This is a genomic window from Bacillus cereus group sp. BcHK124 (assembly GCF_027712065.1).
Lineage (GTDB): Bacteria > Bacillota > Bacilli > Bacillales > Bacillaceae_G > Bacillus_A > Bacillus_A pacificus.
On the sequence record NZ_JAQFPJ010000006.1, the window covers coordinates 205,836 to 218,489 of the forward strand.

The window sequence follows — 12,654 nt, forward strand, 5'->3', positions numbered from 1 at the left end:
TGAATTTCCATATTTACAATTTATTTTCGTTAACATATTTATTACAATAATTGGTATATAAAATATAAATGAAAGAAGGGGTTTGAAATGAGCATCCAGCTACAGGGATACGAACAAGTCACTCATCTTTTACATACTTGATACCATGAAATACGCGCTCAACACATATCGACAGCTACCAAGATTAAACATGAAATTGAAGAAATAATTGACACAATTGAAAAAGATCAAAATTTACTACTCTATTATTATCTTCTTGATTTTCGCTTTAAGGTTTTACATAATAACTTAAGCATCGCTCCAAATAGTTTTGACAAGATTGAAACAATATATACTGAAACAGAAAAAACACTATCTTACTATTATCACTTTTTCAAAGCCATTCATTCTACAATTCTCTCAAATAACAATGTAGCAAAAGAGCATTACGAAAAAGCGGAAAATTATATAAATTCATCATCAGATGAACTAGAGAAAGCAGAATTTAACTACCATTTTGCTAACTTCTATTTACATACATATCAGCCACTATTAGCTATTCAATATGTAAGTAAAGCAAAAGAGATTTTTTCTAAACATGTCGGGCACGAAAATAATGTAGCCGGATGCGACAATATATTTGGTGCAGCGTGTATTGATATAAAACAATTTCCACAAGCTGAAGAAAGCTTTAATTCTGCAATAAATATTTACAATAAACAACATGAAGAAACCCTTCTTTTAAGAGTGCGTAATAATTTAGGATTCCTATATGCAAGTCAAAATTTATCTGAATTAGCTATACGTCAATTAACTGATGTTACGAACAAACTTCCCAATCATTTCAAAGCAATTTTTCTTAAAGCAAGAGAACACTTTAAACTAGGAGAATTGTATGTTGCTGAAGAACTAATTACTCGTGGATTAACTATTTGTAAAAACATAGATAATCAAGAATACTTGTATCATTTCACAATTTTAGACCTCATAGTAAAAGGAAGTCCTGCAAAAGTTCTCGAAGAATGTATTATTAATGCTATTATGTTCTTCAATAACGAGCAATTGTTTAATTACACTCAAGAATATACTGAAAAATTAGCACTTGCATTCCATGCGGAAGACAATCACTCTAAAGCAAGCGAATATTTTTATTTGAGTCATCAAACGAAAGAAAAAACTTTTGAAAAGGGAGCGTTAAAATAATGAAAAAATTTACTGGAATTTTAATGGGGTTATCTCTTTCAGCTATCTTATCTTTTGGATTCACATTCTCTGCACAATCAGAAAATGTGAAAGATTCAAAGTCAAATACACCGGTTATTCAGTATAGTCATGCTGATACTTGGTAAAAAACAATTTGTAATAGAAGAAGGTTACGATATATAATCGTAACCTTCTTCTATTACGTTGAGAAATCCTTTAGATTCCCCCGTTCTCTAACAATTCTTCAAGCTTTTCTATCACTCTTGATAAAGCTAAAATTGAATTCTCTGTTTCAAATTCTCCAACATTCACAGAATGATTTGCATTTTTGACAACATCGATCGTTAAATTCGTTTTATATAACTGATCAATTTTATTTGCATTATAATGATGATCTTTATCCCCAATAACTAAAAGTCCTTCGTGATTACTTTGTAAAATAGATTCGAAAATAGATTCAAAATTTAGTAAAGGTGTAAGTACTATCATTTTTGACTGTAAAAAATCTTCTCTCTTCATTAAATCATTTGCAATTGGAATTGTTCCGAGTGATTTTCCTAAAAACATCGTCTCGTTGTATTGCTCACCTTTTAATACTTCATTCATTATAGGATGAATATCACCCATCATTACTTTCGTTACTTCTTCTATTGGTTTATTCATTACTTGTTCGTCGTAAGAATAATGAATATGTACAACATCTATTTTATGTTCAAGCATAAGCATCGTCGCGTAATAAAATAACGGCTTATCATAATTGTATCCTGAACCCGAAAACATAAAGCAAACCGTACTAGAACCTTTTTCGATATGTGTGTAATAAATTACTTTGTCATTTATATGTATCTTTTTTTTAGTCCTCTTCACCGTTTTCCCCTCCGAATACATTTACTTTTGTAATACAATATGTTCTGTGTGAGCTACTATATCCTTTACTTTTTCTTTTATAAATGCTGGTTGTAAGTTATATGCATGTAACTCTTCTACCGACACCCACTTAAACAAATATGTTCTACCCTCTTCTTCCAAAATATATTGATTCGCTCCATTCGCGGGTAATTCATGCAATTCTACTTCGTAATAAAAACTAATCTCATGAAACTTTCGCTCAGAAAGTGTGAAGAAATTTTCTACTGACCATAGTAATCTCTTTACTTTAATAGGAACAGCTAATTCTTCCGCAAGTTCTCGTTTTAACGCGTCTTCACTATTTTCTAGCATTTTCACTCTACCGCCTGGTACGTACCAAAAATCTTCACCATTACCTTGCAATATAAGGATTTTATTACCGTGTTTACAAATGGCTCCGACTCGGTAATTAAAACATGTTTCCTCAACTTTGAACGTAAGATCCACAACGATTGCCTCCTATACTTCATTTAAAAATCGCTATAAAACTATTATGTATGTATCGTATAAATAAGATTACTAATTTTTTCTAGTTTATTCAATAGTTTTTTAATTTTCCGAATCTTTTTCCATCAATTATACATATGCATCTATTACAATAACAGTACACACGAAAAAGCGCCTTGTTTCTTTAATAACAAGGCGCTTTTTCTTGATACTATATTTAAATTGTTATCTTCCCACTCTCCCACCACTCCATGAAAGTTTTTAAAGAAAGCGCAACCCACGTTCTACTATCATTTTCATGATTCCATACATATATATCATCTCTTTGTACCATTCCATTCAAAACAGAATAACCAAACAAATCACCATTTCCGCCACCGATAAGCTGCTCCACAAAAATCTTTTCTTTTGTTAAACGAATTGCTATCATAAAAAGTTACGGGGGATTTGTTATTTTACTTTAATTCTAGAAACAAAAATAGAATCCATTTTGAAAAATAAATCAACATGGATTCTTAAATAAAAAACAATTTTTTTGATGTATCTTAGTTTAATTGTTAACTCTGCACAATTTCCCCATCAACTAACTCAATAATTCTATTACACTTATTCGCTACTTCCATATCATGCGTTACAATAATAATTGTTCGTCCTTCCTCATTCAGTTGTAATAGTAGGTTCATAATTTCTTCTCCTGTTTTTCTATCTAAATTTCCGGTCGGTTCATCTGCCAATATTAATTCTGGTTCGCCCACTAACGCTCTTGCAATTGCGACGCGCTGCTGTTGTCCACCTGATAGCTCGTCCGGTGTTTTATACATATGTTCTTTTAATCCTACTTTTTCTAAATAGAACTTCGCCTTATTTTCTCTTTCCCGTTGCTCTAGCTTTCTATATGTGAGTGGTAGCACTACATTATCCAGTACAGTATGTTCTTTTAACAATGCAAAATATTGAAAAATAAATCCGATCATTTCATTTCTTGTTTTATGAACTTTATTTGCTCTAATTTCAGTTAATGATTTTCCATTTAACGTATATTCACCCTCATTTGGCATATCAATTAACCCTATAACATTTAGTAATGTACTCTTCCCTGAGCCTGATCGCCCCATTACCGCTATCATTTCGCCCTTATGTATCGTTAAATTTATACCGTTTAACGCGAACGTATTGTGATTCTTATTACTATACACCTTCTTAATATCTTTTAGTTCAATTAACCCCATTATTCCATCCCACCTATTAATGTTTTCGGTTCAAGCTTTCTAATAAATAAGAAGACAATTACATTTGATACAATGATGATCAGTAATAAGAAAAGAAATACTAAAAGTAATATAGGCATGTCCAATTTAAAGTCTAATGCGGATACTGCTTTAAAATCCTTTGACATTTGCAGCAGATTACCATATCTCCATGAAAAGTAAGCTATTGACATTCCTAAGCCAGCTATTGCTACAATAATGTTTTCTATAACAATTTGAATAAACATTCCAAATTTACTTTCGCCAAAAACTATTTTTATACCAAATTCCCTCTTTCTCATCAAGATAGAAACGATGGTTGTTACTACCATTCCGACGATCGAGAATAGAATGAATAAGATTCCTACTATAAGTTGAGGTATTTCAGAATAACTATTAAGAGTAACATCTATATTTATTTCATCACCTAAATTTTTCAAATAAAACGTACCGCCGTTTCCTTTAAGTTGAATTGATTTTTCTAGTTTCTTTACATCTGCATCTTTTCGTAAATGTAAAACTGTACTTTGATGCAGTCTTAAAAAGATCGCTTCATAATTTTCATATCTATCAGATGACATAGGCATTATCATTGCATAATCCAACTTCAAATAAACGTTCGTTGTATTATTATTTACGATAAATTTATTCTCTGGTAAAAAGCCTATAATTGTATATTGATTATTAATTGTATCCCCAACTTGAAAATATTTCTTAAAGTAAGAACCCATTAATACTTTTGTTTTTTCTTCACTATTTTTTGGAAAATCTTCATGCAAGAAACCCTCTTCAGGTTTTAAAGGTAAACCTAACAATTTATAGTAATTTTCATCAACAACAATTGTTTGAACAGTAGGTCTGTCATCGTGAAACGTTTTATGTTTCAAATCAGCAATCATACTATTTTGAAGTGGCCTATTACTTAATTCTATTTCAATTAAACTCTCCTCGTATGTACCATACGAAATCACATCTTTATTTTGATGAATTGTATTATAAACCGCTTGAATTTGCTCTTTATTAAATTGATCGCTTTGTAACCTATCTGTCGTCCTTTCAAAAGTAACTAAATATGTTTTATCCACATTTAATGCTGAGCTGGCTTTATCATTTAGATGGTGTAAATTATAAAATACATTAATTGAACTCGTTATAGTTGCTAATCCAAATGTAATCTGTATTAGAAGAAGTACGGAAAATAGAAATCTCTTTTTTAATGCTAGGAACGCACTTTTTATTCTCATCATTTTTACTCCTTTAACGCTTTAGCAGGTTCACTTTTAAGCACATATACAAATGGTATTACAGAGAGGATAAAAGCTATAGTAAGTGAAAAAAATACACACATTACAATATGAGTAGACTGTAAACTAATGCTATAACTTGTAAACTCTACAATATTTTCACTCAAAGTGCTAAAAATCCATTGTATGCATATTGCACAGGTTGATGCAGCGATTGCACATAAAAATAATTGACTAAATATAAAAATAAACAGATTTACATTACTTGCTCCCAAAGCTTTCCTTAACGACAGACTTTTTTTCTTCGTATAAATCCAATAATAACTTACTATTATACTGGTAATGAAAGCTATACAAAAAAGCCTAAATGGAAAACTAAGTAACTCTTTCACGGCTTTACTTGTGTTTTTTTCTTTCTCATAGTTCTCTTTTTCACTAATCACTTTGGCATTTATATCTTTATTGTTCTGTTTCATATGCTGTATGAAAGTTTCTATCTCTTCTTTAGGGTTTTCGTTAGAACGAACAATCATTTGGAATGTATTATCTTTTTGTATCATCTGTTTCACTTCATCTGGCATGTCATTTAGAGAGACGTAAATTTTAATATTATACTCATATCCAGTATTTTCTCCAGCTACGCCTTTAACTATATATTCCTTATTAAATAATTTTATTGTTTCCATATCCTTATAAATTTTCTTCCCCACTATTACACTATTTTTTTCATCTTGTCCCATCTGAGAACCTTTTAGCAAAGGTGGAGACCAATTTTTATTAAGGAGACCATTCATTGTTACTCGGCCGATATCTGGAATAGTAGTACGAATATCATTTGTAATAACACTAGCATTTTTAAAATCAGATTCTACTAACGTCTGAAACTGTTTGAAATTGATTTCCCCCATATTAGTAAGTTGAACGGAATAGTAATAATTAAAATAACCATTTTTTCTATCATAAAATTTCTCATCATAATAATCTTTCGTCGACATTGCTATAAGTATCGGCCATATTGTCAATACAAACGCAATAAATAACATAATGAATATTGTTTTGTTTACCACTATTTCTTTTAATACTAGATTCATATATCCTCCTCATTTTAAAAACCGTGAAAAAGGCATTTATCCTTTGTCACGGTTTTTGTTGATTGTTATCTAATTACCATTTCCTTAGAGGTATAGGCACTATCCCCTTTCATTACCCATTCATGACCCGAATAGCCAGTGGTAATTGGCCCTCTGGATGAAACTTTAACGTTCACACGATCTGTAATTTTAGCATTATTCTTTTCTACCTCTTTAGAAGACCCATCATCAAAGCTAGCCCTTACAGTCATCTTGTAAAAATGAGGTTCATTTGTTTGCGCAGTGTAGGCGTATCCTGTAGCCTTTCCTCCACTTCCGTCCCATTCCCCATAAGAATCCCAACTAATTGAAGCAAATGAAGCGGAAGAAACCATACCTAATAAACAAGCAGTAATCCCTGTAGTAGCTAAAGTTTTTTGAAGTAAGCTTTTCATATATCCTTAATCTCCTTTTTAAAATATTCACTTAAATATTTAAGTATTTTTAGGCCTTGTCCTCATTATACATAAAGAAAACAAGAAGATATTTAAAAATCCTAATATTTACATTATTTTACACAGAACTTACCTTCTCATGAACTTTCCTTCATAAAACAAAAAGATAGTATGAAACTCCCATTCACACCATCTTTTTGCTTCCGTTATTTATTTGATTCTGTATAAGGAAGAATATATTTCACAATCAATTCCCATCTATCCCTTGCATTCGGTATGACTTCAGAAGCAATCACCACCACCAGTTCCTTCTCTGGAATACAACAAATCACATTCCCACCATCGCCCGTTGCACAGTATGAAAAGATTCCAGCCTCTTCTCGTAACCACCATAAGTAACCATATTGATTTTGGTTCATTGTTGTCGATTCTTTTATCCATGGTGTTGATAGAATTTGTTTTCCATTATGAGTACCTTCATTCAAATACAGCTGTCCAAACTTAGCCATATCTTTAACCGTTAACGTTAGTCCCCATCCGCCTGTCGAAATACCATTTGGATCATGAACCCATCCTTTTACATCTTTTCCGAATAAGTCATCGAATCCAAATGCTTTCATATTGTAGTTTGGAATTTCTCTCATGCCGAGTGGCTGAAATACGTATTCATTCGCAAATTCACGTGCACTTTTTCCTGTTGCGTTCGTTATAATTGCTGATAGTATGTGAGCTCCTGCAGATGAATATTTAAAAAATCCAATTTCTCCGCCTTGTCCAATTCTATTTAACGTATATTCTATCCAATCCTTTTGTGTACATAATTCTTCTAGCGATTCCTGCCAGTCTACGAAAGGATGTGGAGCTGTCATCGTAAGAAGATGCCCTACTGTTATTTCAGATGAATGAACGTTATATTCCGGAAAAAATTCTATTACTCTTTGATCAACGCTTTTTATATAACCTTTATCTATACATATCCCAATTAACGCAGAGATTATCGTTTTTGTAACTGACGCTACATGAAACGCATCATCTGGACCGTGTCCCTTATAATATTTTTCAAAAATAACATTACCTTTCTGCACTACTAACATACCATTCACATTTCCATATTCTTCTTGTATAATCTGATCTAACTTTTCAGCAGTTTTCATTATTCCTTCCCCTTTAACCTATCATTAAAAAGGTTCGATAGGTACATATATATCAACTATATGTTTATGTTCGGGATGCTGCTTTGGATCATTTCTATATACTTCAAAAGGATACGAATCTCTCGGTTTATATCCGCTATTTGGAAGCCACTCACCGTATAAAAAATCCCATGCTCCTTTATATTCATCTTGGAATATTTCAAAATGACCTACCGCATACTTTCCAGAAGGTATTACCATTATTCCTATGTCGCTCGTTTCTACTGCGGACTCATTTGGAATTGTTATACATAAACTTGTTCTTAAATGATAGTCCTCTGTAAATTCATGATGATCGTGGTAAATGGTTAATACTTTCGTATCCTCAAATACATGATAGTTTTGCAACGCTGCGTAATGAAATAATTTCTCTATCATTTTCGGAAAAGCTACAGTTAACTCTTCATATGTACCGATATGTCTTATGTATGCGACGTTTATATCGTCCGCTGTTACAATTTCAACATTCCCTCGAACCTTCTTACATTCATTGTATTGAGAAGTTCTTCTTACGTCTTTGCAATTCTTGCTATTGTCGTTTCGATATTGAGACGGACTTACTCCGTAATAATTTTTAAATGTACGGGAGAAAACTGCTGAATCTGTGAAACCAAAATGGTAAGCGATATCTGTAATCGTCATATCCGAACGGTATGTAAGAAGGTTTGTTGCCCTTTCCAGTTTCAATCGGTTTACATACCGAGATAATGGTTCATCTACTATCCCTTTAAAAATTCTATGAAAATGATACTTTGAAAATCCTGCTATATCCGCTAACTCTTCAATTGAAAGTGAATCATTTATGTGTAATTCTATATAATTTTGTACTTTGTATATGCACTGTAAATACTCATTTCTACTTTGTTTACTCTCCATACTTCTAGCTCCTCACAACAAAAAGGCTAACTTTGTGCTAGCCTACTTTTACACATTTTTCAAAAATAAAACTCTACTCCCCCCATTCCCATCATAATTTGTATGTACCGATACACCCTCTATCTCATCATCCCCAGCCTCAATTTGAAAGCCAATCTCCCTATGAAACTGTATCGATTTTTTATTAACCGGTGATGTGATTGCTTTTATAACTTTACGATTGTTTGCACGCGCAACATCAAAGAAGTAAGAATACAATGTCGATGCGATTCCCCTTCTTCTATACTTCGGATTTACTCCGATAAAATGAACGTACGCTTCCTCTTTATGCGTTTGCGAAAAGAAGCCGCATAAGAAACCTAACGTTTCGCCTTCTTCTTCAATGATAAAACTCGTTTCTTGAAAGTGAACGAAGAACAGTTTTGGCAACATAGCTGCCATATCTCTCCCGCCCCACCAATCATTTAAAACAGAATGAATCTTTACATAATCTTCCCCTTGAATGTTTCTTACTCGCATATGTTTCTCCCTCTCACTCACTTCATTTTTTCATAAATTTTAATGACTGTTTCTACTAATAGGATGAATACCCATATTCCGCAAAATACAAGTACAGACTGGAATAAAGAACCTAGCATAACAATACTTATTAAACCTAATTCTGGGCCTGAAATGGACATTTCATCAAATCCTATATTATGTATAAATGGACCGGTTGAAAAAGCCATAAAAATAGATGCTATTAAATAAATCACACTCATTATTTTTAATATTTTTATAGAAAGATACGAAGTTTGTTCTTGCTCCACTTGTGATAATTCGATTTCCCCACTCTCAATTCCTTTTTGCAAACAATCTTCACACAAAAATTCTTCCTTATTTTTTTTACCACCATGCAATGTACCGGTTATTTCTTTACATCTTGAACATTTTCGATTTATCATGTTGTTACCACTCCTATCTTTTATGATTATACTTATAAAATTCTATTTTTACCTTAATATCCCTTTTATGTATTTTATAGAGAAAGGTCGTGTTTTATGATATCTAAACTTACTTTTGGTTATAAAAAGCCTACTGAGCAATATGTATTACGACCTAGTTGTTATGCAATTATTTTTGACTCAACCTCTTCAAAGATTGCTATTATCCAAAAAGGAGAACGCTATTTTTTACCTGGCGGCGGTATGGAAGGTACCGAAACAAAAGATGAATGTTTACATCGTGAACTACTAGAGGAATTAGGATGGTCCATTGAAATTGATCGGTATATCGGTAATGCAATGCGGTATTTTTATGCTGAAAAGGAAGATACATATTATTTGAACGATGGGTTCTTTTACATTGCGAACATGGTGCAGAAACAAGCTGAAAACTGGGCAGAGGATCACGTTCTAAGATGGATGTCTCCATTACATGCTGTAGAACTTCTACTTCACGATCATCAAAAATGGGCGGTTGAACAAGCACTTTTATTACGAAATAAAAAAGGATCTCCTTCTATATGAAAGAGATCCTTTTTACTGTTAACTCACTTTCTTCAAATTGAGAGCTGGCTTTTTCATTCCGCCTTTTTTTACAACGTATAAGCCGATAAAGATGATAAGTCCACCAACGAGTTGCATCATATTGATCTGCTCTCCGATTGTTACTGCCGCAAAGATAACTGCGAACAATGGCACGAGATACATATAAACCATTACTTTCGTTGAACCGATTTGACTAATGCCGACATACCACATTGCTAGCCCAAAGATGGTCGCAAAGACGATTGAATATGCTAGTGATCCCCAGCTTGGCGTATCTACTGGCCACGTTAATGTGTTTACGTTGAATAAACAGTATATAACGAGAGGTACAATTCCAATTAAAGTAGACCATGATGTGACTCTCATTGCGGAATATTTTGTAATAAGAGGTTGCGCTAATATTGGATACCATCCCCACGCAATTGCTGCGACTAATCCAATTATATTTCCGAGCCATGCATACTCGTAAGTAGCTCCTCCTGTATGTCCTGTTAATAAAACGAATGCTGCACCAATAAACGCTACTATTGAACCAATTTGTACTTTCATCGAAAAGCGTTCTTGTTTATGCAATACCGCTAATATCCCTGTAAATATAGGTGACATCGCAATTAATAATGAGGCGTTCGTTGCTGAAGTATATTTCACAGATAGCATAAACATCGTTTGATACATTGTCGTACCAACGATACCGACTGCTACTAATCGTAACCAATCTTTTCTTTCAATACGTAATGAGCGTTCCATTAAAAAAGTAATAAGTAATAATACCGGTGATGCTACTAAAAATCGTAAGCTATTAAATTGAATGGATGACATAAATGCCACACCATACTTTCCAATTGTATAATTTGCTCCCCATACTAATGCTACTGATACTAGGAGCCATTCCATTTGCCATCTTTTCATCCGAATCTCCCCTTCCATATTTAGCATAGTAAAATTGGCTGGATATAACACCGTCCAATTGGCTGTTTTTTTACCCAGCCAATTTGTTATACTGAATGTATATAAGAGTTACGGAGGCGTTTTTTATGGAATGGAAGCTAGATAGCGACAGTAAAATCCCTATTTATCAGCAAGTTGTTGACTTTATTGAGAAACGTATTACATATGGAGAACTTCCTCCAGGTAGCTTCCTCCCTTCCGAACGGAAATTAGCTACACAATTAAATGTAAACCGAAGTACAGTAACGACTGCCTATAATGAACTTCGTGCTATGGGAATTGTAGAAAGTACGACTGGTAAAGGAACACGAGTGAGTACACATATGTGGGGCGTTTCTCCAACATTAACGCCGAACTGGAGAAATTTCGTAGAAGGCGGTACATTTTTACCAAACTTACCGTTACTTCGCCATATTCGGGCAGAAATACAACAAAATGAAAATATTATAGATTTTGCAAACGGAGAGCTCGGTTGTAATCTCTATCCTCACGATCAACTACAAATGATTTTACGAGAACAACCGTTAACGCATTCATTAAGTTATGATCATCCGCAAGGCTATCTCCCGCTAAGACAAGCGGTCGTAAAATATATGAAGGAATATTTAAAAGTTGAAGCGACTGAACAATCGATTATGATTACATCTGGCGCACAGCAAGCACTCCACCTTATCGTGCAATGTTTATTAAATCCAGGTGATGCTGTTGCTTTTGAAAGTCCTTCACACTGTTATTCCTTACCGTTATTCCAATCAGCAGGTATTCGTATTTTCCCATTACCTGTTGATGAACACGGTATTAATCCGGATGATGTGCAAGAGCTATATCGGAAGCATCGTATTAAAATGATCTTTTTAAATCCAAACTTCCAAAACCCTACGGGCACAATGCTGCATCCAAACCGTAGAAAAAAACTATTATCACTTTGTGCAGACTTACGAATTGCGATTGTTGAAGATGATCCGTCTAGTTTACTTACGTTAGAAAAGAAACAACCTTGCCCTACTTTAAAATCAATAGATGAAAATGGAACAGTCATCTATGTACATTCTTTATCAAAAATGATTGCACCAGGATTACGAGTCGGCTGGCTTGTCGCCCCGCAATCGGTAGTAGAAAGGTTATCTGACGCACGACATCAAATGGAATTAGGTATGAGCATTTTCCCGCAGTGGCTTATGCAACAATTTTTTGAAACCGTACCATTTCAGTCTCATATCGTACCGTTACGAAAACAATTAGCAGAAAAAAGAGACGTTATCGTCCGTGCCCTAAACGAGCAACTTCATGATAAAATCTCTTTTTCCAATCCTACTGGTGGTATTTACATATGGGGAAAATTAAAAGAACCGATAAACGAAAAACAACTTATTATGCAAAGCTTAAAACAAGAAATAGCATTTATGCCGGGGAGTATTTTCGGCGCGAAAGATGGTTATATTCGTTTATCTTATGGAAAAGTGAATATTGATCAAATTGAGGAAGGGGTTTCTCGTTTGCGTGAGGCTATTTTGGTTTGTGGAAAATAAGTAGCATCCTTACATATCGTCAATA

At 33.5% G+C, this 12,654-nt stretch carries 14 protein-coding genes and 2 pseudogenes; 4 read left to right on the plus strand and 12 right to left on the minus strand.

The window, feature by feature from the left end; all coding sequences use genetic code 11:
• Positions 1 to 87: 87 nt before the first annotated feature.
• Together PDK19_RS12545 and PDK19_RS12550 are read left to right on the plus strand one after the other, a co-directional pair.
• Positions 88 to 1,182, plus strand: a pseudogene (locus PDK19_RS12545) (response regulator aspartate phosphatase).
• Complete coding sequence (locus PDK19_RS12550; protein ID WP_000714748.1) at positions 1,182 to 1,328, plus strand: Phr family secreted Rap phosphatase inhibitor; 147 nt, start codon at positions 1,182 to 1,184, stop codon at positions 1,326 to 1,328. Before PDK19_RS12545 ends, PDK19_RS12550 begins: the two are co-directional and overlap by 1 nt.
• A gap of 70 nt (positions 1,329 to 1,398) precedes the next feature.
• Here the strand turns inward: PDK19_RS12550 and PDK19_RS12555 are convergent, their stop codons facing one another.
• From PDK19_RS12555 to PDK19_RS12605, 11 genes and pseudogenes are all read right to left on the minus strand, one after another.
• Entirely contained in the window at positions 1,399 to 2,070 is a 672-nt protein-coding gene (locus tag PDK19_RS12555) for an alpha/beta hydrolase (protein ID WP_124878343.1), read from the minus strand.
• Positions 2,071 to 2,538: an NUDIX hydrolase gene (locus tag PDK19_RS12560; RefSeq protein WP_016717853.1), complete on the minus strand. Its 468-nt coding sequence runs from the start codon at positions 2,536 to 2,538 to the stop codon at positions 2,071 to 2,073.
• Positions 2,539 to 2,755: 217 nt separating this feature from the next.
• Positions 2,756 to 2,914 (minus strand): annotated as a pseudogene (locus PDK19_RS12565) (SMI1/KNR4 family protein); the annotation flags it as partial.
• Positions 2,915 to 3,095: 181 nt separating this feature from the next.
• Positions 3,096 to 3,767, minus strand: a complete 672-nt coding sequence (locus PDK19_RS12570; protein WP_088106658.1) for an ABC transporter ATP-binding protein — start codon at positions 3,765 to 3,767, stop codon at positions 3,096 to 3,098.
• Complete coding sequence (locus PDK19_RS12575) at positions 3,767 to 5,032, minus strand: ABC transporter permease (protein ID WP_270707202.1); 1,266 nt, start codon at positions 5,030 to 5,032, stop codon at positions 3,767 to 3,769. Before PDK19_RS12575 ends, PDK19_RS12570 begins: the two co-directional genes overlap by 1 nt.
• A 2-nt stretch (positions 5,033 to 5,034) precedes the next feature.
• Positions 5,035 to 6,120, minus strand: a complete 1,086-nt coding sequence (locus tag PDK19_RS12580) for an ABC transporter permease (RefSeq protein WP_001055046.1) — start codon at positions 6,118 to 6,120, stop codon at positions 5,035 to 5,037.
• Positions 6,121 to 6,185: 65 nt separating this feature from the next.
• Positions 6,186 to 6,554 carry a hypothetical protein gene (locus tag PDK19_RS12585; RefSeq protein WP_000838686.1) on the minus strand — a complete coding sequence of 123 codons (369 nt, stop codon included), beginning with the start codon at positions 6,552 to 6,554 and terminating at the stop codon, positions 6,186 to 6,188.
• Between the two features lie 206 nt (positions 6,555 to 6,760).
• On the minus strand, positions 6,761 to 7,708 hold the full coding sequence (locus PDK19_RS12590; protein WP_074568265.1) for a serine hydrolase domain-containing protein: 948 nt from the start codon (positions 7,706 to 7,708) through the stop codon (positions 6,761 to 6,763).
• A 24-nt stretch (positions 7,709 to 7,732) separates the two neighbouring features.
• Positions 7,733 to 8,623: an AraC family transcriptional regulator gene (locus PDK19_RS12595; protein WP_000444268.1), complete on the minus strand. Its 891-nt coding sequence runs from the start codon at positions 8,621 to 8,623 to the stop codon at positions 7,733 to 7,735.
• 48 nt (positions 8,624 to 8,671) lie between these two features.
• Entirely contained in the window at positions 8,672 to 9,142 is a 471-nt protein-coding gene (locus PDK19_RS12600; protein ID WP_001266056.1) for a GNAT family N-acetyltransferase, read from the minus strand.
• Between the two features lie 17 nt (positions 9,143 to 9,159).
• A complete protein-coding gene (locus PDK19_RS12605; RefSeq protein WP_000610499.1) occupies positions 9,160 to 9,567 on the minus strand; it encodes a DUF3980 domain-containing protein in 408 nt (135 codons plus the stop codon).
• A gap of 96 nt (positions 9,568 to 9,663) precedes the next feature.
• Here PDK19_RS12605 and PDK19_RS12610 point away from each other — a divergent pair, with 96 nt between their 5' ends.
• Positions 9,664 to 10,131, plus strand: a complete 468-nt coding sequence (locus tag PDK19_RS12610) for an NUDIX hydrolase (RefSeq protein ID WP_000624016.1) — start codon at positions 9,664 to 9,666, stop codon at positions 10,129 to 10,131.
• Positions 10,132 to 10,149: 18 nt separating this feature from the next.
• Here PDK19_RS12610 and PDK19_RS12615 read toward each other — a convergent pair whose 3' ends face one another.
• Positions 10,150 to 11,061: a DMT family transporter gene (locus PDK19_RS12615; protein ID WP_000832948.1), complete on the minus strand. Its 912-nt coding sequence runs from the start codon at positions 11,059 to 11,061 to the stop codon at positions 10,150 to 10,152.
• Between the two features lie 125 nt (positions 11,062 to 11,186).
• On the opposite strand from PDK19_RS12615, the gene pdxR reads away from it, so the two are divergent.
• Positions 11,187 to 12,629: a MocR-like pyridoxine biosynthesis transcription factor PdxR gene (gene pdxR, locus PDK19_RS12620; protein WP_074615628.1), complete on the plus strand. Its 1,443-nt coding sequence runs from the start codon at positions 11,187 to 11,189 to the stop codon at positions 12,627 to 12,629.
• Positions 12,630 to 12,654: the final 25 nt, after the last annotated feature.

What these genes read in the sequence shown, in the direction of transcription:
- PDK19_RS12575 (WP_270707202.1), bottom strand. Translation starts at nt 5,032, where the DNA reads ATGATGAGAATAAAAAGTGCGTTCCTAGCATTAAAAAAGAGATTTCTA.
- PDK19_RS12600 (WP_001266056.1), bottom strand. Translation starts at nt 9,142, where the DNA reads ATGCGAGTAAGAAACATTCAAGGGGAAGATTATGTAAAGATTCATTCT.
- PDK19_RS12590 (WP_074568265.1), bottom strand. Translation starts at nt 7,708, where the DNA reads ATGAAAACTGCTGAAAAGTTAGATCAGATTATACAAGAAGAATATGGA.
- PDK19_RS12610 (WP_000624016.1), top strand. Translation starts at nt 9,664, where the DNA reads ATGATATCTAAACTTACTTTTGGTTATAAAAAGCCTACTGAGCAATAT.
- PDK19_RS12580 (WP_001055046.1), bottom strand. Translation starts at nt 6,120, where the DNA reads ATGAATCTAGTATTAAAAGAAATAGTGGTAAACAAAACAATATTCATT.
- PDK19_RS12605 (WP_000610499.1), bottom strand. Translation starts at nt 9,567, where the DNA reads ATGATAAATCGAAAATGTTCAAGATGTAAAGAAATAACCGGTACATTG.
- PDK19_RS12570 (WP_088106658.1), bottom strand. Translation starts at nt 3,767, where the DNA reads ATGGGGTTAATTGAACTAAAAGATATTAAGAAGGTGTATAGTAATAAG.
- PDK19_RS12585 (WP_000838686.1), bottom strand. Translation starts at nt 6,554, where the DNA reads ATGAAAAGCTTACTTCAAAAAACTTTAGCTACTACAGGGATTACTGCT.
- PDK19_RS12595 (WP_000444268.1), bottom strand. Translation starts at nt 8,623, where the DNA reads ATGGAGAGTAAACAAAGTAGAAATGAGTATTTACAGTGCATATACAAA.
- PDK19_RS12555 (WP_124878343.1), bottom strand. Translation starts at nt 2,070, where the DNA reads ATGTATTCGGAGGGGAAAACGGTGAAGAGGACTAAAAAAAAGATACAT.
- pdxR (WP_074615628.1), top strand. Translation starts at nt 11,187, where the DNA reads ATGGAATGGAAGCTAGATAGCGACAGTAAAATCCCTATTTATCAGCAA.
- PDK19_RS12550 (WP_000714748.1), top strand. Translation starts at nt 1,182, where the DNA reads ATGAAAAAATTTACTGGAATTTTAATGGGGTTATCTCTTTCAGCTATC.
- PDK19_RS12615 (WP_000832948.1), bottom strand. Translation starts at nt 11,061, where the DNA reads ATGAAAAGATGGCAAATGGAATGGCTCCTAGTATCAGTAGCATTAGTA.